This window comes from Halomonas sp. H2 (assembly GCF_050215315.1).
In the GTDB taxonomy this organism is placed as follows: domain Bacteria; phylum Pseudomonadota; class Gammaproteobacteria; order Pseudomonadales; family Halomonadaceae; genus Vreelandella.
Genome location: NZ_CP189760.1, coordinates 3,672,568 through 3,691,952, shown reverse-complemented (window position 1 = coordinate 3,691,952; position 19,385 = coordinate 3,672,568). Strand labels below are relative to the sequence as shown.

General features: G+C 49.2%; 21 protein-coding genes. 7 read left to right on the top strand and 14 right to left on the bottom strand.

The features are described 5' to 3' along the window. Position 1: 1 nt before the first annotated feature. From phnG to ACQE2I_RS17085, 5 genes are read right to left on the bottom strand one after another with little or no spacing between them, the layout of a single operon-like run. Positions 2–427 carry a phosphonate C-P lyase system protein PhnG gene (gene phnG, locus ACQE2I_RS17105; protein WP_081194694.1) on the bottom strand — a complete coding sequence of 142 codons (426 nt, stop codon included), beginning with the start codon at positions 425–427 and terminating at the stop codon, positions 2–4. 12 nt (positions 428–439) lie between these two features. Continuing rightward, positions 440–955, bottom strand: coding sequence for a hypothetical protein (locus ACQE2I_RS17100; RefSeq protein ID WP_019282989.1), 516 nt, complete (start codon positions 953–955; stop codon positions 440–442). Continuing rightward, positions 948–1,772, bottom strand: coding sequence for an ABC transporter ATP-binding protein (locus ACQE2I_RS17095; protein ID WP_016239116.1), 825 nt, complete (start codon positions 1,770–1,772; stop codon positions 948–950). The genes ACQE2I_RS17100 and ACQE2I_RS17095 overlap by 8 nt, the downstream gene beginning before the upstream one ends. 2 nt (positions 1,773–1,774) lie before the next feature. Further along, complete coding sequence (locus ACQE2I_RS17090; RefSeq protein WP_226913506.1) at positions 1,775–2,794, bottom strand: FecCD family ABC transporter permease; 1,020 nt, start codon at positions 2,792–2,794, stop codon at positions 1,775–1,777. A gap of 35 nt (positions 2,795–2,829) precedes the next feature. After that, positions 2,830–3,924, bottom strand: coding sequence for an ABC transporter substrate-binding protein (locus tag ACQE2I_RS17085; RefSeq protein ID WP_096277102.1), 1,095 nt, complete (start codon positions 3,922–3,924; stop codon positions 2,830–2,832). A 23-nt stretch (positions 3,925–3,947) separates the two neighbouring features. Here ACQE2I_RS17085 and ACQE2I_RS17080 point away from each other — a divergent pair, with 23 nt between their 5' ends. Beyond that, complete coding sequence (locus tag ACQE2I_RS17080; protein ID WP_226912184.1) at positions 3,948–4,916, top strand: LysR family transcriptional regulator; 969 nt, start codon at positions 3,948–3,950, stop codon at positions 4,914–4,916. A gap of 296 nt (positions 4,917–5,212) precedes the next feature. Here ACQE2I_RS17080 and ACQE2I_RS17075 read toward each other — a convergent pair whose 3' ends face one another. Together ACQE2I_RS17075 and ACQE2I_RS17070 are read right to left on the bottom strand one after the other, a co-directional pair. After that, positions 5,213–5,638, bottom strand: a complete 426-nt coding sequence (locus ACQE2I_RS17075; protein ID WP_225734539.1) for a hypothetical protein — start codon at positions 5,636–5,638, stop codon at positions 5,213–5,215. Between the two features lie 277 nt (positions 5,639–5,915). Then, positions 5,916–6,572, bottom strand: a complete 657-nt coding sequence (locus tag ACQE2I_RS17070; RefSeq protein ID WP_096277108.1) for an SOS response-associated peptidase — start codon at positions 6,570–6,572, stop codon at positions 5,916–5,918. Positions 6,573–6,999: 427 nt separating this feature from the next. On the opposite strand from ACQE2I_RS17070, the gene ACQE2I_RS17065 reads away from it, so the two are divergent. Together ACQE2I_RS17065 and ACQE2I_RS17060 are read left to right on the top strand one after the other, a co-directional pair. After that, a complete protein-coding gene (locus ACQE2I_RS17065; RefSeq protein WP_225734540.1) occupies positions 7,000–7,449 on the top strand; it encodes a LexA family protein in 450 nt (149 codons plus the stop codon). Continuing rightward, positions 7,446–8,720 carry a Y-family DNA polymerase gene (locus tag ACQE2I_RS17060; protein ID WP_096277112.1) on the top strand — a complete coding sequence of 425 codons (1,275 nt, stop codon included), beginning with the start codon at positions 7,446–7,448 and terminating at the stop codon, positions 8,718–8,720. The genes ACQE2I_RS17065 and ACQE2I_RS17060 overlap by 4 nt, the downstream gene beginning before the upstream one ends. Positions 8,721–9,187: 467 nt before the next feature. Here ACQE2I_RS17060 and ACQE2I_RS17055 read toward each other — a convergent pair whose 3' ends face one another. Both ACQE2I_RS17055 and ACQE2I_RS17050 read right to left on the bottom strand, forming a co-directional pair. Then, positions 9,188–9,631 carry a TIR domain-containing protein gene (locus ACQE2I_RS17055; protein ID WP_096277114.1) on the bottom strand — a complete coding sequence of 148 codons (444 nt, stop codon included), beginning with the start codon at positions 9,629–9,631 and terminating at the stop codon, positions 9,188–9,190. A gap of 9 nt (positions 9,632–9,640) precedes the next feature. Beyond that, entirely contained in the window at positions 9,641–10,435 is a 795-nt protein-coding gene (locus tag ACQE2I_RS17050) for a hypothetical protein (protein WP_427029214.1), read from the bottom strand. Positions 10,436–10,496: 61 nt separating this feature from the next. Between ACQE2I_RS17050 and ACQE2I_RS17045 the strand changes: the two genes are divergently transcribed. Next, positions 10,497–11,677 (top strand): IS3 family transposase gene (locus ACQE2I_RS17045; protein WP_427029213.1). Its coding sequence is split into 2 segments (ribosomal slippage): positions 10,497–10,764 and positions 10,764–11,677, totalling 1,182 coding nucleotides; the frame shifts between segments, so codons are not numbered across the junction. Here the strand turns inward: ACQE2I_RS17045 and ACQE2I_RS17040 are convergent. The 3 genes from ACQE2I_RS17040 to ACQE2I_RS17030 all read right to left on the bottom strand — a co-directional run bounded on the left by ACQE2I_RS17040 (position 11,670) and on the right by ACQE2I_RS17030 (position 14,339). Continuing rightward, positions 11,670–12,335 (bottom strand): SIR2 family NAD-dependent protein deacylase, encoded by a 666-nt coding sequence (locus tag ACQE2I_RS17040; RefSeq protein WP_427029212.1) that lies wholly within the window; start codon positions 12,333–12,335, stop codon positions 11,670–11,672. The genes ACQE2I_RS17045 and ACQE2I_RS17040 overlap by 8 nt on opposite strands. Before the next feature lie 34 nt (positions 12,336–12,369). Next, on the bottom strand, positions 12,370–12,747 hold the full coding sequence (locus ACQE2I_RS17035) for a TIR domain-containing protein (protein WP_427029211.1): 378 nt from the start codon (positions 12,745–12,747) through the stop codon (positions 12,370–12,372). A 24-nt stretch (positions 12,748–12,771) separates the two neighbouring features. Further along, positions 12,772–14,339 (bottom strand): IS3 family transposase gene (locus ACQE2I_RS17030; protein ID WP_226940270.1). Its coding sequence is split into 2 segments (ribosomal slippage): positions 12,772–13,874 and positions 13,874–14,339, totalling 1,569 coding nucleotides; the frame shifts between segments, so codons are not numbered across the junction. A gap of 507 nt (positions 14,340–14,846) precedes the next feature. Here ACQE2I_RS17030 and ACQE2I_RS17025 point away from each other — a divergent pair. Next, positions 14,847–15,176, top strand: coding sequence for a hypothetical protein (locus tag ACQE2I_RS17025; RefSeq protein WP_086961195.1), 330 nt, complete (start codon positions 14,847–14,849; stop codon positions 15,174–15,176). A 313-nt stretch (positions 15,177–15,489) separates the two neighbouring features. Here ACQE2I_RS17025 and ACQE2I_RS17020 read toward each other — a convergent pair whose 3' ends face one another. After that, the gene (locus tag ACQE2I_RS17020) at positions 15,490–16,482 is read right to left on the bottom strand and encodes an IS30 family transposase (RefSeq protein ID WP_096277122.1); all 993 of its coding nucleotides are present in this window, start codon (positions 16,480–16,482) and stop codon (positions 15,490–15,492) included. Positions 16,483–16,713: 231 nt separating this feature from the next. Between ACQE2I_RS17020 and ACQE2I_RS17015 the strand changes: the two genes are divergently transcribed. Further along, a complete protein-coding gene (locus tag ACQE2I_RS17015) occupies positions 16,714–17,712 on the top strand; it encodes a DNA-processing protein DprA (protein ID WP_086961193.1) in 999 nt (332 codons plus the stop codon). 38 nt (positions 17,713–17,750) lie between these two features. Beyond that, on the top strand, positions 17,751–18,887 hold the full coding sequence (locus ACQE2I_RS17010) for a hypothetical protein (RefSeq protein ID WP_192526916.1): 1,137 nt from the start codon (positions 17,751–17,753) through the stop codon (positions 18,885–18,887). Between the two features lie 103 nt (positions 18,888–18,990). On the opposite strand, the gene ACQE2I_RS17005 is transcribed toward ACQE2I_RS17010, so the two are convergent. Beyond that, positions 18,991–19,278, bottom strand: a complete 288-nt coding sequence (locus ACQE2I_RS17005; protein ID WP_096277124.1) for a hypothetical protein — start codon at positions 19,276–19,278, stop codon at positions 18,991–18,993. Positions 19,279–19,385 lie beyond the last annotated feature (107 nt).

Below are 19,385 nucleotides of genomic sequence, written 5' to 3'. Positions count from 1 at the left end.
TCTAAGTTTTTTGTGTGGTGTAGAAACGTACAGAAGTAGCAGCCGTCAGCTGCTCCCTCTCAGCCTTTTTTAGCTCTAACTGTTGGCGTATAGGGTGCAGCACCAGCTCACGTTGGTGGGAGGGGGCCGTTTGTAGAAAGGCGTCTAGATAGGCCGCTAACTCCGCTTTGCGTAGATCGGAGCCCAAATGTACTGCGTAACCTTGAATTTTCCCAATAGCGATTACGCAGCGAGTACAAGAAGCCTCACCAAACTGAAATGACACTGAGGCCTTACAAGCTTGTGTATTGAGCTGCACCAACCCCGTTTCAGGGCCAGCGAGTTTTTGTATAGGCACACCCGGATTGTAAGTAGCCCAGATATTTTCCAGATAATCTCGGTTAGCTCGGGCAAGTAGCCCGAGCCAAGTTTGACGTTCTTGACTCATGGCTATGACTTATTACGATAATACGGTAGCGTTGTAAATATCTTCTGCGGGCTGGACTAACAAGCGTTCTCCCATTTCGAGCTTCATTTCAGCCAAAATGATCTCTTCTTCTGGTGAGCGGTCTTTCTTGCGTGCTAACTGAATGAACTCGGGGCGTACGTGTCCGGGACGGATGGTGATTTCAACAGCGGTGCCACGGTACTCGAAACGGAAGTAATAACGACCACCGGGGGACTCTTCTTCTTCGAGCCCTACTGAGTTATCAACAATGTAGCGACCCTCAGTAAGACCGCGGGTAACAAACTCAATCGCATCTCTACCCCCTGGGCCTCCAAAGGCTGTGACACAGCGAATTTCACGTCGTTCAGGCAAACGACCATTATCTAGCAAGGGCCAGGCTCGCTGCATAACTTTTAGCCCGTGGGCTACACCACCCGGATAACCGGCACCGTGGTATTTTAATAACTCATCAAAGTGGACTGTAAATTCATGTCCATTTTCCAGATAGGAGATTGTATCGTTACTCATTGTATTTACCTTTGTTTAGAGGATAAGAAATGGGCATATCTTGATCCGGTTCACGTATTCCAAAAACCGGGCAGATTGTGCTTTGAAAATGTTCTCCCGTTTGCACCATTAGACGGCGTAGTCTGACGTTGTATAAACGGGATAACTCAGACTCGGTTAACAGCTCATCAGCTGGACCAAATTTAATCTGATCGTTGGTGTGCATCAGCAGTACTTTGTCTGCGAGATGCAGAGCGTGTTGCGGATGGTGAGTGGTAAAAACGACCGAATGGCTACGTACTCGGCGTAACTCGAATAAGACGTTAAGCAATAAGTCCTGATTAGCTAAATCTAAAGCTGAAGCCGGCTCATCAAGTATGAGTACCTCAGCACCAGTAGCTAAAGCACGAGCAAGCAACACTAATTGGCGCTCGCCGCCGGATAGAGAGCCATATAAACGATAAGCAAAATGCCCTCCGCCTACTTTTTCCAATGCTTCAAGAGCTAGCTTACGATCCCGCTGTGAAGGAAGGCTGAACATGGGAAGCAAGGCGGCTCGTGCCATGAGTACCACATCGAGGCAACAATGGTTTTCACTACCGTATTGGTATTGAGGTACATAGCCGATGAGGTGGGGTACCTGCCGTTGTCCTTGATCTAAACGTTGTGAGCCTAATAGAGCTTTTAGCAACGTAGTCTTACCGCGTCCGTTTGGGCCCAAAATGGCCAACGTTTCGCCCTTTTGTACGTTAAAACTTAAATCCTGAAAAATCACACGTTCACTAAAACGTACGCACGCTCCAGTTAAACTGAGATGAGAGGTAAAGACGGTTTGCATGATTAAGCCCTTTCACGTCGACGAGTGCATAGTAAGTACACAAAGACGGGGGCGCCAACTAGAGCTGTGAGTACGCCTAAAGGAATCTCTGCAGCAGTTAAACTACGAGCCAACGTATCAGTCAAAATCATGAAAGTGGCACCCAGCATAAGACTCGTGAAATAGAGCCGGCGGTGATCTTCGCCTACTAACATACGAGCAAAGTGTGGGATTACGAGTCCTACCCACCCCACTACGCCCGATGCGGTTACGCAGGCGCCGATAATGATAGAAATCAACGCGAAGACGATCATCCGGGAGCGTGCAACATGGATGCCAAACGACTTAGCTTCGTCGTCACCCATAGCGAGTACAGCAATGCGATAGCGCATTCTATTCAGTAGGTAAATGCTGGCAATGAGTATAGGAGCAGTTTGTGCAAATTTTTCCCAACTCGCCGTTGCAAAGCTTCCCATCAGCCAAAAGACGATGGCAGGTAAACTCGTTTCTGGATCCGCGGCATATTGAACTAACGAAATACCTGCTGCAAATAAAGCATCAATAACAATTCCAGCAAGCACAATAGTCATCAAAGTACGACCCGCCATATTTGAAATCAGCACTACTAAAAACAGAGCAGCAAATGCTGATACAAACGTAGCCCCCATCAGTAGCGGCCCCCCTACTCCAGCCAAAATTGCCAGTGATCCTCCTAATGCTGAACCTGAGGATAAACCTAGCACTTTAGGTGAAACGAGAGGGTTACGAAATAAGGTTTGTAAGGCTACCCCGCAGATGGCAAGCCCAGCCCCACATACTCCTGCCAATAATATGCGCGGCAAGCGTACATTCAAGATCACCAACGCATCCATATGCTGTGAGTTATCACCTCGTAAGGCTGCATATAGGATGGCTACAATCTCATCTAGCGCTACGCTGTATCGACCTACTGATAGCCCGATTAGCACAGTCGCTATAAGCAGTAGGGACAAAAGAGGCCAATGACTAGCACGCCAAGTGCTCAGGGTAACTGGCTCAACCATTTCTGAGGACGAGTGAATCGATCGCGTATATGTGTTCATTGTTTACGAAACACTTGATAACCGTGACTGTCGCCGTTCATAGCAATACGCAGAATTCGATCTATCTGCTCATCCGATAGGTCAAAGTTATAAAGTAATTTGAAGCCTTCTTTTAATTCGTGACGTAGGTCAAAAGAGAAAATATCGGGATGAGTAAGATTGGCCAGCCACATCCATGTGTAGGGGCTTTCATGGGAAGCACTATCCCAGATATATCCACCTTGAGGTGTCTTATAAACGCGTTTTTGTACGGCGGCATTTAAGCGAGAAAGTAATGGGTCGTCGTATATCGCTTCTAATCCAGCATCCGTCTCTGCTGCGGAAAGTAAGATAATATCTGGGTTCCATTCAAGAATCTGTTCCACGCTAACAGTGCTTTGTACGCCAGCTCCTTGAGCTACATTTTTAGCGCCAACCAGCTCGATGAAGGTTTGTTGATAACTTTTCTCACCAGTAGCAGTCAACTTGGATTTGGCAGAGCGCAAATGCAAAATGCTTGGTGTTGCATGAAAGCCTACTTGTTTTAAACCAGTAGTAATTTCACTTTGTACACGGTCACGCCAATCAATAAGCTTTGACAGTTTTTCAGTATTACCCGTGATATCAGCCACCATTTTCATATTGGCTCGGGCCAGCTCTTCTGTACCCGCATTGCCACCGCCTACCATTAGAGCAACGGGCAAACCTGCATTGCGAAGTGGAGCTACGATATCATCGCCGCGCTCACCCCACTGGATGACTAAATCCGGTTTAAGTTCTGCGATGGCCTCTACGTTGGGCATCCAACCACCGTTTTCCGACAAAATGTCACTGGAGATATCAACAGCTTCAGGAAACATAACGCTCATCATACCGCTCTCAAAGGCTCGTTTAGAGCCCTCATTCATACCCACTAACAGCTCGGTAGAACCATCTATTGCGATGAAGGTAGCTGCAGCTGGATTGGGCAGAGTAATGATACGTCTAGGAGGGGCTTCTAACTTAATTTCCTGTCCGGTTACATCAGTAAAGTTAAATTCTTGCGCTGACAAGTTACCTGATAACAAAGTTGTCGCTACTAGCACGGCAAAGCAACGGGGTATTGAGGTCATAACCTCTCCAATTAAGAATGAGATTGACTATCATTTTGATTAAAAATATTATAGCCAGTGTTTCATCAATTGGAATCGAAATGTTTATGACGGTGCGTGAAGTAATTTCGAACAAGCTAGCAGCAGTGTCTGTGCGTGACTTGCTTTTAGTTGAGGCCGTCGCAATGAAACGTAGTTTTCGTTATGCGGCCATAGACATGGGTATTTCGACCTCGGGCTTGTCTTATCAAGTAAAAAAAGTAGAGGAAATTCTCGGACAGCCCATTTTTGAAAGGGGGAGTAAAATAACACCCACTGCCTTTGGAAAGGAAGTTTTAGACTTAATCGCCGTAATTTTAGAAGGCGTGACTCGGCTTGAGGGGTTACGTGATGATGGCTTAGCTCTTCCCTTTGGGCAAACCTTACGTATTGGAGTGATTTCCTCACTGGCACCGGATAACTTGTTACGGATTATCCAGATTTGTGCTCACCGTTCAGGTAAAACTAAAGTCGAGTTGGTTAGTGGCAAGCATCAAGGTCTGTTACGGCGTTTACAGAACCGTGAAATTGATTTGCTAATTAGTGCAGCACAGTCGGTTCCTGAGGGGATGGCATATACAAGCTTATTCAAGGAACACTTTGTCTTACTAGTGCGAGCCGATAAACTTCAGCCTGAACTCCATCCTCTTATGCTCTGTGAGCCTGGATTACTACCACTTAGCGAGGATGATTTTGTTCCATCGCTAATTACTGAAGGCTTAAGTAAATTATTAAGCTCCGGCTTGACTCGTACATATGGCCTTGGTGTTGAGCATCGAATGGCTTTAGTTGCCGCAGGTTATGGTCATGCATTATTGCCGTATGGCTGGGTAAGAGATGTACATTTACCGGATCATTTAGCAGTGATGGAGCTTCCTCCCGCTTTATCGGCAGAGCGTGAATTAGGTTGCTTTTGGCGTCACTCATACATGATGGGGAGTCAAATTTCTCAGGCTTTTAGTGAAGCATGGTAAGGTAGTCGCGCCCATTATTCCTATGCTTTTGAGGCGAAATGGCTGATGCTGACATGAGTAGCCTCGCAAATAATGGTTATTAAACCCACGTGAGCATATTCAGACTAACATCAACGCCGGTAAAGGCATGGCCCTATGGGGGTATAGCGGGCGACCCATTGCACATGACATAGCCCCTTTCCACGGATAGCTCTTCATAATAACTTAAGTCACCTTTAGGGGGAGCTCTGATTATCTTTTTTGCTCGTTTGAAGCGTGTCGATTGTTATTGCCACTACCCCATATTGGTCTACTCACTATCCATGTGTGACTCCTCGCACCTCATCTAGAGCGGCATCAATAACGAGATCAGGGTCTGTAGCTATCAGATCCTGGGGCCTTAGCCCGCCAAGATAGCTGTTTATCGACTGAAACCAAAAGGCCATTCCCCATCCGTCTTTATCCTCTTTGAAGATGTCGATGATTTTCGACATGACGCGATACGGTCGGTAGCCAGCATCCTTCTCAAGCCCAAACGCTGGGTAGTAATCGGTGCCGTGGTCATTGATAGTAAAAATATCACCTTGTTGTTTCCACTGAGCAGGATGAACACTATCACCACGTGAGCGGACGCCTGGCAACTGCAATATCTCATCGACAGTTAACCAATCGCCGCTTTCCATCACGGCTCGACGCGCTCTTGCTTCCATCTCAGCTTCGCGCAAACTAGTTGGCGTGGTCATAATCTTAGGCACCCTTATTTTGGGTATGTACTCTGGTCCATTATCCTGGGGGCTATACTAATAAGTTAGCCGTCGCGGAAGTGATCGTCGTGGTACTTGAGGCTAGCCATGCATAAGCGGCCGATGATGGATAACGTCTAACCACCTTACGGTGTTCAACCTACCAGTGAGATAGCTTTGTTGGCTCCTCACTTTGAATTTGTTCTTCCTTCCTATGGCTACAACCTAGCGGATAGATAAAAGCGCTGGAAAACTATCAATCTCAAGATCAGAAACGCTAGAGAGGATTGATCAGCTCATCACCTTGTCCCTCGGAAGGTTTGTTAACAGCCGTGCTAACCGGCCAATGTTCAACTAGTCCCGCATCGATATGCCGCACCATGCTGCGGATTGTCTCTTTATCCGTCAGGTCAGTAGCAAGCCAGTGTTCAAGACTGTCGTCGTCCAAAATTAACGGCATCCTGTCATGCACATCGGCAGCACTGCCTCGAGCTGGCTCGGTGAGAATGGCACATCCTAGACCTCCATCATCCCGTTCTGCGTAGATAGCGGCGAAGTATAGGGGCTCTCGATCCCTTCGGCACAGATAATGAGGCTGCTTAGGGGGCGTGTTCTTGATCCATTCGTACCATCCGTCAGCGAGTACGAGGCACCGGTGTTTAGCAAATGCCGATTTGAAAAAGTTATTAGTCGCAACGGTTTCAACTCGCGCATTTATGGGTTGCGTGCCTTTCCCTTTGGCCCACGATGGGCGAAATCCCCACCACACCTCTTCAAGCGTGGGAGCAGAGTCCTCAGACGCCTGCCGTATGCTCGCGATCCAGGTACCCGGCGCCACATTGTAGCGCGGTCGAATGTCGCGCTCAGACATAACCGCACCGACCTTTTTGGTCAGCTCAGGTATCGGGGTGAATAAAGCAAATCGTCCGCACATAGCTGCAGGATAGACGAGAATTGGCCATCCAAGTCAGCCTACGCACCAAAATCGCGGTGCCCTCATCTAACCACCGTCAAAATAAGGTGGGCTTGCCAACACGATAAGACCAACGAATGAAGAAGAGTGCTTGCGATTCACTAGGCTGATCGCTTATTGTCAGCCCTTAATACTGTATATATTAACAGCTATATAGGGAGGCGCTTATGAGCAAGAAAACTTACCCACGGTCTATGCAACGGCCATTCAGTAGTCCCCGTACTCTTCCAGTTATCGTTGGAGGATTTCCTCTTCAACGGGATGATTTGAGAGAGGAAGGTACGCAGTTGTTGGCGGTTTGGGGGACTGAACAAGACGCGCTACTCGCACCGCTTGAAAACATTGAGGTGCATCTACCAGGCACATGGCGAGCGATGGGGAGCATGGCATGAGTATGCATTTCACCATTCTTGGACGCGTCGACACCATGGCTCGACCGCTAAGGCTGCCTTTAGCGGGTGGCGAAGTCCGCGCTGGTTTCCCGAGTCCCGCAGACGATTATGTCGAGGTCGAATTAGATCTTATTGCCCATTTGATTAAGCACCCTAGTGCAACGTTCTTTCTGCGAGCCAAAGGCACCTCCATGGAAGGCGATGGCATTAAAGATAATGCGTTGTTAATTGTCGACCGGTCTATCAATCCTCAGCCAGGCCATATCGTGATCATGAGCGTGGACGGCGAGCTGACGTGTAAAAAGCTAAGCATCATGGGCAGTCGGCCGTATTTGGTGGCCTCTAACCCAGAGTTTAAGCCCATCCCTCTCACTGGGCATGATTGTCACAATTGGGGTGTGGCCACCCATAGCATCCAACCGCTAGCACCCGGTTTCACCGTATGATTGCCTTGGTCGACTGCAATAATTTCTATGTCTCCTGCGAACGAGTCTTTGCTCCCAGGTTGGAAGGCCAAGCTGTCGGCGTTTTGTCGAATAACGACGGCTGCGTGGTCGCGCGTTCGCAAGAAATCAAAAACTTAGGTGTGGCAATGGGAATGCCTGCCCATCAGATTGATCCGCATATTCGTCGACAATGCACATTGCTCAGCTCAAATTATGCGCTTTACGGTGATATGAGCAGCCGCGTTACTGATGTTCTCTCACAGCATACGCCTCACGTGGATGTATATAGCATTGATGAGTCATTTCTATCGTTTGAGGGCTTTGAACCAGACACATTAGAAGAACGATGCCAATTAATGCGACAGCAAGTTAAGCGAGATACAGGTATTCCGGTTAGCGTTGGCTTAAGCACTAGCAAAACGCTTGCAAAAATTGCCAATCACCGCGCTAAAAAAGAAAGTGTTTTCAATGGCGTGGCCATGATGGACCCTAACAGCAGCGACACCCGGGAATTCCTGGAGCAGCTACCCGTTAATGAGATATGGGGGGTAGCAGGTCGCAGTGCAGCGCGGCTTCATACTCTAGGCATAGAGAATGCTTGGCAGCTGCGCACCGCCAGCTCTAAGCATTTGCGGCGCCATTTCAGTGTGGTCATGGAACGTCTGGTTTATGAGTTGAGGGGCGAAAACTGCATATCACTCGACGACATGAGCCAACCAAAAAAACAGATCATGGTGTCCCGCTCCTTCGGCCGGCTCACGACGAACAAAACCGATCTGCACGAAGCCCTACGCGTGCACGCATCACGTGCTGGTGAAAAGCTACGACGACAAAACGGCTTGGCGCAGGCATTGATGGTGTTTGTTCACACCAATCGCTTTCGGCAAGATCTGCCGAGCTACAGTAAACGGTTAGTAATACCGCTACCTCACCCCACCGATGATAGCCGCGAGCTCATCAAAGCTGCCATGGCAGGGCTAGAAAGAATTTTTAAAAAAGACATCTGGTACCAAAAATGCGGGATTATGCTCATTGATTTGTGCGATCACGACAATGAACAACTAGGGCTGCTCGCCGAACCGATCAGTGACGAGAAACGTGCTCGTAATGAAAAATTGATGGCCACGCTCGATAAGCTCAATCGCGAACACGGAAAAAATACCGTCCGGATTGGCATGCCTCGCAAACAGAATGCTTGGGAATTGCGTTGCGAGCACCGTACACCACGCTACACCACACGCTGGGAAGAGCTAGCAGTGGCCAAAACCTAGAAAAGAGCTGCCATCCCTGGCACTCCTACCTCTTTTCACTACCAATAATCACATCCCTGTTGTGACGCATTCGACGTGCTAAAGCGGCGATCCTGGGCGTCACACTTTCACCCTAGCCTTTATCAAGCCATTTTTATGTAAGCGATTGACCACAGCGTTTGTAAGCAATGGCTTACAACAATCCGTTATGCAATGAAACTAAAAACGATTGGCGATATGTGTGCCACTAACCCAATTGGCAGCAACTAAGCCAGTGGTACTTCAGCTTATTCTGATGGATGGCAAAGACACCTGATCCGATTCAGGATAATTCGAGCAGTTAGCACGTGACATTTTTCCGCTAAAACAAGGGTTCAAACGCAGGATCGCTTGGTGAATAGGTCCCCTGGTAGCCTGTATGATTTCAGGCGGGGCATCAGAATTCATCTTCGTTAATTAGCTCAAAGGTGTGGTCGCTTAAATATCGCTCAAGGTTTTCCAGCAGCCTTGGCGGCTTCTTCAACCCATACTCCAAGGTTTTCACGACCATTATCTGTATTCCAGCGGTAGTGCTTGTATCCTTGGATCTTCATGCCGCAGAAGTCACTTGTTTGTTTATTGAAATCTGGGATTTTACTAATATCTATAGTCAACAATCCGTTGCCCCGTTTGATACTTTTCTCTATTTCGTATTTTACCCATTTACTTTTATCAGTATTGGCACCTATAAGTACGACTGTCACAGTCGTACCGATAAGCTGGGCATCTATCCATGCTTTTACCGTGCTATCACCTGTGCGCTCTAACTTCTCGAACTCTGCTTTGTCGATGAATCCAACTTTAGGGTTGGCATTGATCACGTTACTGTTACGGACATTCATCGCTCTCAGAACGTCGTCGTACTGGAAACTAAAGAAAACCTTTCTAGCCATGGGGACACCTTAGATGAGCCGTAAGAGGAGGAGGATGACTTCTTGAGCGCGTTCAAGTGATGTAGATTTATCGCCTAGTTCACCCAACAAGGGTGTAATCTTTTTACCATTCTCGTGCTGAGATTCTTGATAAGACTTCATAACCTCATTCCACAGTAATTTCGACATCGAGCCTGTAATACCTACAGGAATTACAAAAACGCCTTTCGCTACAGCGATATCGAATTCTTCACGCATTCCGTCAGAAAGGATTAACTCGCCATTTTCCAGCTTATTGCCAAACATAAAAATAGCAACGCCTGCATGAGCGAGCATATTGCGTCGATATTCTGTCCACAGTTCCTTCAGAGGCCTTTCCCCAGTCTTGCTTTGTGGAAAGGGCCTAAGAATTAACTGGTCGTTGTCGAGACGGCCACCATTCATAACAGTTTGTTCAAGCACGCCAGTGATGATTGCGCTACCTATACCGAGGCCAAACCCTGAGATCACTCGGTACTGTTCTTTGCAAATGGCCCTGCTCAGATGATAAACGAATTGCTCTGATTCAGCCTTGCACCACGGGTTATAGTCATGAGCAGCACCAGAGATAAAGATTGTATTTCTTTTGTGGCGATGCTCGATGGCACGCAGAATGTCAGTAATTTCAGAAAACTCATCAACATAAACGGCTTTGATCCCTACACGGAGCAGCTCTCCTGTGAAAAGCTCTTCCTTACGTTGGCGATACTCGAAGTCAGCAAGGTCTTCATTCTCTCCCTTGCTAGCTCTTCTCAGGATGCAGTAGTGCTGTCGTTGTAGTGGCATAGTGAATTTGGCCACCTAATTAGAGGTGCTAATATGCACCAAGACATCACTAGGTGGCAGCATGGCAACAAGACCAAAACGTAACTTTAGCCCTGAATTCCGGCTCGAAGCAGCACAGCTAGTCGTTGATCAAAACTATACAGTTAGAGAAGCGGCTGAAGCCATGAATGTGGGGTATTCGAGCATGGATAAATGGGTTCGTCAGTTACGCCAAGAGCGTGATGGCCAAAGCCCTAAAGCAACGCCCATGACACCCGATCAGCTCAGGATTCGCGAGCTTGAAAAGCGCATCCGTGACATTGAGATGGAAAAAGACATCCTAAAAAAGGCTACCGCTCTCTTGATGTCGGACTCCCTGAACACTTCTCGCTAATCGAGAAACTCAAGACGAGCTACCCGGTAAAAAAACTGTGTGACGTGTTTGGCGTGCATCGCAGCAGCTTTAAATACTGGAGACAACGTTCAAAAAGACCTGTGTGTGCCACGAAGACTAAGGAAATAGCCAAGGTCAGAGAGCTCTTTCGCGAGAGCGAAGGCTCTGCAGGGGCGCGCAGCATCGCAGAGATGGCGACAAGGCAGGATGTGCCGTTAAGTCGCTATCGCGCTGGCCGCCTGATGGAAAAGCTTGGCCTAATTAGCTGCCAAGTGCCTGGGCACACCTACAAGAAAACAGGTGATGAACATGTTGAGGTACCGAACCACTTAGCGCGTCAGTTTAACGTTGAGGCGCCCAACCGCGTTTGGTGTGGCGACGTCACATATATCTGGACTGGCAAACGCTGGGCTTATCTAGCCGTTGTCATGGACTTATTTGCTAGGAAAACGATTGGCTGGTCGATGTCGTTATCGCCCGATAGCGAACTCACCAGCAGCGCATTGAAAATGGCTTATGAGAGCCGTGGGCGGCCAAAAGGGGTTATGTTCCACAGCGACCAGGGCAGTCATTATACGAGCCGTAAGTTCCGTCAGACACTCTGGAAATGCCAGGTAAAACAAAGCCTAAGCCGACGTGGTAACTGCTGGGATAATGCGCCAATGGAGCGTTTCTTCAGGAGCTTAAAGGTTGAATGGGTGCCAACGTATGGCTATCGCTCATTCTTGCAGGGGCAGCATCATATCGTGAACTATTTAATCGGGTATTACAGCCAGCTTAGGCCTCACCAGCATAACGGTGGTATGAGTCCGAACCAGGCAGAGGAAAAGTACTGGGTTAACTATAAGGCGGTGGCCAGTTTTACTTGACCACTACACGTTGATCTCGAGTAAACTGAATCCTGACGCGGCTAAGAATATATTCTAGATTAGGGTCGGTGAAGCTGAAGCCGAGAAAGAGGAAGGTTTTAGAAACCAAGTCACCGCTTAAAGCTGTAATGAACGGCTGCATATTGACGTGGTAACGCTCATAGTCATCGCGAGTCAACACCGCGTCAGCGGCATGCTCGATGTCACCATGCATCTTATAAACAATTGCATCACGTTTCGGCCGTGTCGTTGCCAATTGCTTATTGGTATGTTTGATGTCAGCTATCTTTTCGTTTTTTTCAAGCGCCGTTTCGATCAAACGATCATAATTGGTTGTCCAGTAGGTCGGAATAGGCAGCCTTGCCAGAATCGCGTGGTTTTCAGTGGGCTCCGCCGTCATTGAGAACTCAGTCACCAGTAGCTGATTGAGTTTTGCTCGGTTGGTCGCATTGACGTTTGTGTGGTATTGCGCCAACGTAACTAGATCCCATTCTTTATCGACGTCTAAATCAAGCTCATCAGCTATTGGCTTGAGCAATGACTTCCAGTCGACATAACCTGCTGCTCTTGAAAAGCCTGCACCCGCAAAAATAGCCAGATTTCCTTCTTCTAGCTCTTTTGAAAGGGTGTCAACGAGCCGTAACTGATCACGTTTCATTCTGAGCTTCCCGTCAGGTTTTTGTAAGGCATAATCAGATATTTCTCAGCCAACGACTGTGCCCTTGAAGGTCGTATAGGGCTAATGCTCCGTTTGGTGTGGTGTCGATACGGGAATAAAGCTGTAAATATTCATTGCCATGATGACGACCTGATGAGTCGACGGTAGGAACGATGACGATGTTATTGAGATTCTTCTTTCCATCAGCGTAACCAATCTCCCAAGGGCACCATCGTGATGACATGGAGTTCTCAGTAGCCAGGAAAAGGAACCAATTGGCATGCACAATGGCATTCTTGATTCGCCTTGCGGTTTCTGCATCAGGGCGTTCCGGCATCTTTTGGTCTTGCCAATCGATGTAGATATCCCACCCTTGTTCAATGAGCATTTGCTGAAGGCCGGTAGTTGTCAAGAAATCTGTCGCCTCTGAGGTCTTTTAGGCCACCTGTTTTTCCGGCTCTACGACGGTGACCTGGAGTTCCCGCTCTGGGTTGAGTGACACGGTACCTATCGGCGTCCAGTTGCGGGTCTTGCCGCTCCAGCGTGCGGGGTTGGCCGCACGTGCTGCCTGATTGATGGCATGGCGCTTGGCCAGTACATCGGTATCCCCGCCAGCATGGCGCTGTGCCGGCGTCACCAGGCGAATCCCGCTGTGGCGATGTTCGTGGTTGTACCACTGCACGAAACCGGCCACCCACTCACGGGCATCGTCGACCGTGGCAAACCCGTCGACGGGGTAGCAGGGCCGGTACTTGCAGGTCCGGAACAGCGCCTCCGAGTAAGGATTATCGTTACTGACACGCGGCCGGCTGAAGGACGGCGTGATGCCGAGGTCATGCAGCTTCTCCAGCAGCGTGGCGCCCTTGAAGGGGCTGCCGTTGTCCGCATGCAACACCAGCGGCTGATCGATGATCTGCTCGGCCAGCACCGCCCGCTCCAGCACGCTGCGGGAGTTATGGGCCGACTCAGCCAGAAACACCTCCCAGCCGGTGATCTTGCGGCTGAAGATGTCGATCATCATCACCAGGTAGTAGTACTGCCCCTTGATCGGACCACCCATCCAGGTCGCGTCCCACGACCACACCTGGTTCGGCGCAGTCGCCTGGTAGGTCGTGGGCTTGGCGCGGCGCTGAGGCGTTTTGGCACGGCCACGATGCACCACTTGCCGATGCTTGTGCAGGACGCGGTAGAACGACGAGGGAGAGGCCACGTAGCGCTGCTCCTCGTCGAACAGACGCACCACGATCTGCTCTGGCGGCAAGCTCGCGTACTCGGGGCGGTGGCACACGTCGAGGATCTCCTGCTCTTCGGCCGGTGTCAGTGCGTTAGCCGGCACCGGCCGGTCGACCAAAGGGCGCTGGTCCTCGCGTAGCTCGCCGTCGCGCGTCCAGCGTTGGTACGTTCGGGCGGTGATGCCCAGCTCGCGACAGGCGGCTTCCAGGCGGGCCCCTTGGGCCCGGGCGTCTTCGATCAGCGCGATAGCGCGTTGGCGATCTGGGGTGCTGATCATTCGTCCTCGTCCCCCCAGATCGCCCTCGCCTTTTTTCGGAGGGCCAGTAACGCTGCGGTTTCCGCCAAGGCCTCGTTCTTGCGAGCCAACTCCTTCTCCAGCGCTTTGATGCGCTTGCGCTGCTGCTTGGCCTCGTCGGCCTCACGCTGGCGTTCCGAGTGCGAGAGACTGGCGGCCTGCTCACAGTCATTCCGCCAGCGCTCCAGCTGTTCGGGATAGATCCCCCGACGGCGGCAGTATTCCGCGGCTTCCTGGGCGTTCATCGAGGCGGTTTCGATCACGGCGCTGAACTTATCCTTGGATGACCATCCATCGGCGCCCTTGCCCAGAGCATCCGGCAGACAGCGGCCTTCGGCACGGGCTTCCTTGCGCCACTTGTAGACGGTGCCCAGCGAGATCCCTTCCTGCTCCGCGATCACCTGCGGAGAGAGGTTGTGGGGAGGCAGCAGCTTGGCAACCACGGCTTGCCGGCGCTCCTTGGAGTAACGAGGCATGAGTGTCTCCTTTCGCCCCCTGATCGGTTTATAAGAACAGGGTATCAGAGGGTGCGACACTCATCCTGACACTGGGGGAGGCCTAATGCTTGCTGGTTATCTTTGTGACTATGGCTCAAGAAAGCAGTCGGTCGACCGATGCTTGGTGATGAAAAAACCCGTTGTTGCTTACGAAATGAAGCATTGCTGAGCTCATATTGGTAAATTGCCATACGTTACCATTCCCTACTATTTCTTAGTGTTTCAAGGGAAAGTGTCATTATTTTCATTCATTCGCAAGCCGTTTCTGAGCGTATTCTGATAGCGGAAGCGTTCAGCGTAATAGGCGGCGATGAAAGGCTTAGTGAATCCTGTTAGGCCTAACCGGGTGCTGTACGAAATAGCGACTACCACCCTCATTGGGGTTCCATCATGATCTAGTGGCAGCCAATGGTGTAACCGGATCATTCAATTCTTCAGATTATTGGGCCTGGGAGATAGATGATTGAATAATGTAGGAGAATCAAAATGAAAATTATTGAAAAGGTGGAAATCGATTCCGTCACCGATGTGATGTGCGATGTATGCCTATGCTCCACTCGGGTAGCGAATGTTGGGCTTGAATTTGCGACGCTCCAAGCTCATTGGGGATACGGGGCTAAGCACGATGGCGAGCGCTACGAACTACATCTCTGTGAGAGTTGCTTTTTTGGCACAGTTGCGTACCTAAAACAGGAGCGACGTATACAAAATTTATTCAGTGAGGAGGTTGGGATAGAGGCTAACGAGCCGAACAGCACATTTGGCCTAGTTGCATCAGAGGATTATTTTCGTGACGACGTCGGAAGCAAACTCTAATCATGATCTGCTCTGAAGTGGCCAATAAAGCGCTTTTAGCGCGAGGCTGTTGGACATTTTTGAGCAAGATGTGTCGTAAAAAAGAGTCAGGGCGGGCCTTGATCAAAGGCCATTGTCACTACCGGATGCGCCTTCTTGGCCTGGGTAACATGAACTAACTAGGCCGTATTGTTGTAGGCATGAAGCTGCCTTCGTCATTTAACAATATTGCTAATATCTGTCACCCATGGGGGCTTATGGGCTAGGGTCATTACTGGCATTGCCAAGAATACAAAAGTTCTAAATTGCAGTGGAATGACCTTCAGTCCTGGATTCAACTAATAAGTGCAGCACCTGCGGTTTCTAGTGCTCCTGAGTATTCACCTAAGAACACCTGGGCTGGGGTTCGGTATCCCAGCCGCTTTCTTGGTCTATCGTTTAGCTTATTGACGACACTTCGTAGCTCGGCATTGGTCACTTTGCGGAAGTCAGTACCTTTAGGAAAATACTGCCTAATCAGACCATTGGTGTTTTCATTAGTACCACGCTGGCATGAGCGGTACGGGTCGCAAAAATAGGTCTTAGCCGAGACGGCCTTGGCAACTTTCCGGTGCTCAGCGAATTCCGACCCATTATCCAAAGTGATGGTGTGCACTGCCCCTCGGCGTGGTGCCAATAACCGCGTCATTGCCTGAGCCGTTCTAGTGGCGGTGATTGTTGGCAGCCGCGCTGCCAAGAGGTAGCCACTGCGTCTTTCGACCAGGGTCACCAGTCCAGATTCTTTGTGGCCCTTAAGCACCGTGTCGCCTTCCCAATGTCCGATATGGCGCCGTTCTTCCACCTTGGCAGGGCGCTGCTCAATGCCTACTCGGTGCGGGATTTTGCCTAACCCCGCCCGCTTAGCCAATTGGCGCTGGTAGCGCCGCTGGCGTGGCAGTCGGAGCCGTTTCCATAATGTTCCACCGTGCTTCTTGTCGTCCCAGATTAACGCATAGATCCATTGATGGCTTACGCAGGCCCCGTTGGCATTGGCCATGAAGCCACTGATTTGCTGAGGGCTCCATTCGTCCATCAATTGGTCAGTGACCCAGCGAATCAGGCTGGGCAGCCGCTTCGTCACTTTCCAGGCAGTGCGTCGGCGCTGATCACTTGCCGATTGAGCCTGTTCAGGCGCATAACCACTGGTCAGACCGTTGCGCTTTATCTCGCGACTAATGGTGCTGCTATGGACACCAATGGCCTTAGCTATCTTTCGCTGGCTAATGCCGGTCTCAAGATAGGCAAAAATTTGGTATCGTTGGATCTGGGTCAGTTGTCGGTATCCCATGCTCTGCTTCACTTTGGTAGGTAAGGCAGAGAGGGTACCGGCGCTGGCCCTCCTGCCTCTACCTTGTGGTCCAAAGTGCTGCGCTTATTCTATGAATCCAGGGTACGTGCTTAATAAGAAAAAGTGACGTGAAAGGTACGACTGGCGTAGGCAGGTTCTTCTGCGCGAACCCGAATTCAAGTAGTCTCTACTATGGATAACGAAAAAAGCGGCTAACTGGGAATGTAAGGCATGGATCGTGGTGCCAATTTTTGGCGTAATGAAGTCGTAGCTTTTCTTGCGCTATCGACTATCAAAGGTGTTGGGTACTGGACGCTATTTCGTCTGATGTTGCCCGGGAAAGGGTTCAAAGACTTTCTCAAAAATTCACCGATTTCTGTTCTTGAAAAAGAGCTGAAGGTATCACTTTTGCTGGACGGTGAAAGTCCTGAAGAGTGGCAGCATAGAGTCTGGGAGGCTGGCCTTCAGCTAGCCAGGGAACTGGCCAAATATAGAGCACGGCTAGTCTTTCGGGATCAGGAGGAGTTCCCAGGCAGGCTTAAAGAAATTGAAGATGGGCCGCGCTGGCTATTTATCCAAGGGGATATTCGAACCCTTTATAATCGTCCAATTGCTGTTGTGGGCACTCGTAAGCCTTCAAAGGATGGTGAGTTCTTGGCTCGCTACGTTGTCGCAACACTTGCACATTCAGAGAGAACGGTAGTATCTGGCCTCGCTTTTGGCATCGACCAAGTTGCTCATCAGGAGTCTCTCAGGTATGGCTTGCCCACAGTGGCGGTTTTAGGAAATGGAATATTCCTTGATTACCCCAAAGGCTCTCAAGAGATCCGTGAGAAAATTTTGATGAATGGCGGGGCAGTCATAACAGAATACCTGCCACATCAATCTTATTCTGGTGAGAACTTTGTGAGGCGAAATCGAATCCAGGCAGGCCTTTCTGAGTTTGTTATTCCAGTTGAATGGAAAATAAAGAGCGGCACAGCTCACACTGTTGAATATGCTTCAAAATACCAAAGAAAAGTGGTCAATATATTCCTGCCAGGAACAGCAAAAGCCCGACCAGAAATGGTTTTTTCGGAGCGTGCACGTGGCGCAACATCGTTTGAGATACCTAGAGAAACCGAGCAGCTTATAGCGCTACTGGATTTGGATACCTCCTCATTGCAAGTGGATTCCGAGCAATCAGAAGATATCGCGACCGAACCAGTGCAACAGAATTTAGAAATTTAGGTAGTTCCTAGTCACTTTAACAATATGAAAAGAAGCCTATGTTGATAGTAACCTCTCCCAGTGCGCTGCTAATTAATGGTGACCCCGATCCCTCTATTGCACAGGTTTTGATAGAAGCAGCTCAAAATAATCATAAGGTTGGGATTGTCTCAAATAACGCCAAACCGGGTTGGTTTGATGAGTTATTTGCCGAAACCGGTGTAATATTTAAGCAAGAGCTAGGACGGCAAAATGGAGGGATTATTAAAAGAACTGCCGAAAAGCTAAAAATCGCGCCGCAAGATGTCTTAGTGCTAGTTGGATCGCAAGCTGACATTGCCATGGGTAAGAATGGTAAAGCGGTTATGGTTGCAGCCGGTTGGTCAAATGACCCAAGAGTGTCTGAGCTCGGTATTCAAGTGGATTGTGCACGTTCTCTTAAGGAAACCCTTCGATTAACTTCGGAGTGGGATGGCAAGTGGTGGTTCAATGGCCAAGGCGCTTCGTATTCTGTACATGCTCTTTCAGATCTATCTACTTTCGGAAAAGACTTTGATCAAAAACAATTTCGCGCGCATCTAACTAGTACTATAAAACAAGGGGGGCCTCGATTGAATGCCTTACTTGCAATGGTTGCGAGATCTCTGCTAACTCAGGGTGTTGACTCGTTTCCAAAGCTTTTTTGGGGAGTGTTTCCTTCGTCAGCTAGCGATAACAGTGATAGCGAGGTACTCAGCGATTTTACGCATCGCTTAAGGACAACTGTATCAAAAGTTCGTATGGCGAGAAAGGGAGAGCCCTTGTTTGTGCGTCATAAACCATCAACTAAGCGGTCGTCAGCTGGTTCAAGAACAGATCGACTTGATCCCACCGAACAGATAGAAACTATTCATTTAAACCCTAAATATCGCGGTAACCTCACCGGGCGTAATGTCATAGTGGTAGATGACTGTACTACTCATGGGGTGTCTTTCGGTGTAGCCGCCGCACTTTTGCGTAAAGCAGGCGCTAATTCTGTCACATGCATTGCACTGGGTAAGTTTGGTAGATCTCTGAGGGACTATCAGATTGATATTACCTCAGATCCATTCCAACCACTCAATCTAGCGAAAAACGCTGTTATAAAAGATAATCCTTTTTTTGTGGGGCACGAAAATAATGCTGCACAAGAAGCGCTTAAGGGCTTGTTGGGCTAGATAGGTCATTAACTTTTTTGTAAAGTAATTATAACCTTACTGTGACCTGCCACTTGAAGGTTTAAATCTAGGCAGGTCACTTACTCTTATCGAAACAAGGAAGTTACCCGCTGACCGGCGTAACTCGTGTTGCTTGTCTCGAAGCAATCATGTTCGCGGGACGCTGAATTTCACTCAGCGTAGCGTCGTCTAAAAGCCCTTCTTCGCGTACAAGATCTAGTACTCCTCGCCCGCTCTGTAGTGCCTGTTTGGCGATTCGTGTTGAGTCGATGCATCCCACATAGCTTCGCTGGATATCTGTCTCTTCTGGCACGCAGAGGCTGACCAAATCGTCGCATAGTGAATCTGGCAGGATTGTTTGAAGGTGCAAGAGGGCAATGCTGTTTAGCATGAATTGCGGCTTTCGGAAGGGCTGCTAAAGTAGCCTCTTACAAAAACCGCCCTCTGGATGACGTCTTTCGGTACGTTTCACCTAGCTTATATATTTTAAATTACTTT

Excerpts from the sequence above, each read along its gene's own strand:
- ACQE2I_RS17075 (WP_225734539.1), bottom strand. The coding sequence starts at position 5,638 with ATGACCACGCCAACTAGTTTGCGCGAAGCTGAGATGGAAGCAAGAGCG.
- ACQE2I_RS17065 (WP_225734540.1), top strand. The coding sequence starts at position 7,000 with ATGAGTATGCATTTCACCATTCTTGGACGCGTCGACACCATGGCTCGA.
- ACQE2I_RS17020 (WP_096277122.1), bottom strand. The coding sequence starts at position 16,482 with ATGGGATACCGACAACTGACCCAGATCCAACGATACCAAATTTTTGCC.
- ACQE2I_RS17055 (WP_096277114.1), bottom strand. The coding sequence starts at position 9,631 with ATGGCTAGAAAGGTTTTCTTTAGTTTCCAGTACGACGACGTTCTGAGA.
- ACQE2I_RS17070 (WP_096277108.1), bottom strand. The coding sequence starts at position 6,572 with ATGTGCGGACGATTTGCTTTATTCACCCCGATACCTGAGCTGACCAAA.
- ACQE2I_RS17010 (WP_192526916.1), top strand. The coding sequence starts at position 17,751 with ATGTTGATAGTAACCTCTCCCAGTGCGCTGCTAATTAATGGTGACCCC.
- ACQE2I_RS17005 (WP_096277124.1), bottom strand. The coding sequence starts at position 19,278 with ATGCTAAACAGCATTGCCCTCTTGCACCTTCAAACAATCCTGCCAGAT.
- ACQE2I_RS17015 (WP_086961193.1), top strand. The coding sequence starts at position 16,714 with ATGGATCGTGGTGCCAATTTTTGGCGTAATGAAGTCGTAGCTTTTCTT.
- ACQE2I_RS17095 (WP_016239116.1), bottom strand. The coding sequence starts at position 1,772 with ATGCAAACCGTCTTTACCTCTCATCTCAGTTTAACTGGAGCGTGCGTA.
- ACQE2I_RS17025 (WP_086961195.1), top strand. The coding sequence starts at position 14,847 with ATGAAAATTATTGAAAAGGTGGAAATCGATTCCGTCACCGATGTGATG.
- ACQE2I_RS17085 (WP_096277102.1), bottom strand. The coding sequence starts at position 3,924 with ATGACCTCAATACCCCGTTGCTTTGCCGTGCTAGTAGCGACAACTTTG.
- ACQE2I_RS17040 (WP_427029212.1), bottom strand. The coding sequence starts at position 12,335 with ATGAAACGTGATCAGTTACGGCTCGTTGACACCCTTTCAAAAGAGCTA.
- phnG (WP_081194694.1), bottom strand. The coding sequence starts at position 427 with ATGAGTCAAGAACGTCAAACTTGGCTCGGGCTACTTGCCCGAGCTAAC.
- ACQE2I_RS17060 (WP_096277112.1), top strand. The coding sequence starts at position 7,446 with ATGATTGCCTTGGTCGACTGCAATAATTTCTATGTCTCCTGCGAACGA.
- ACQE2I_RS17100 (WP_019282989.1), bottom strand. The coding sequence starts at position 955 with ATGAGTAACGATACAATCTCCTATCTGGAAAATGGACATGAATTTACA.
- ACQE2I_RS17050 (WP_427029214.1), bottom strand. The coding sequence starts at position 10,435 with ATGCCACTACAACGACAGCACTACTGCATCCTGAGAAGAGCTAGCAAG.
- ACQE2I_RS17090 (WP_226913506.1), bottom strand. The coding sequence starts at position 2,794 with ATGGTTGAGCCAGTTACCCTGAGCACTTGGCGTGCTAGTCATTGGCCT.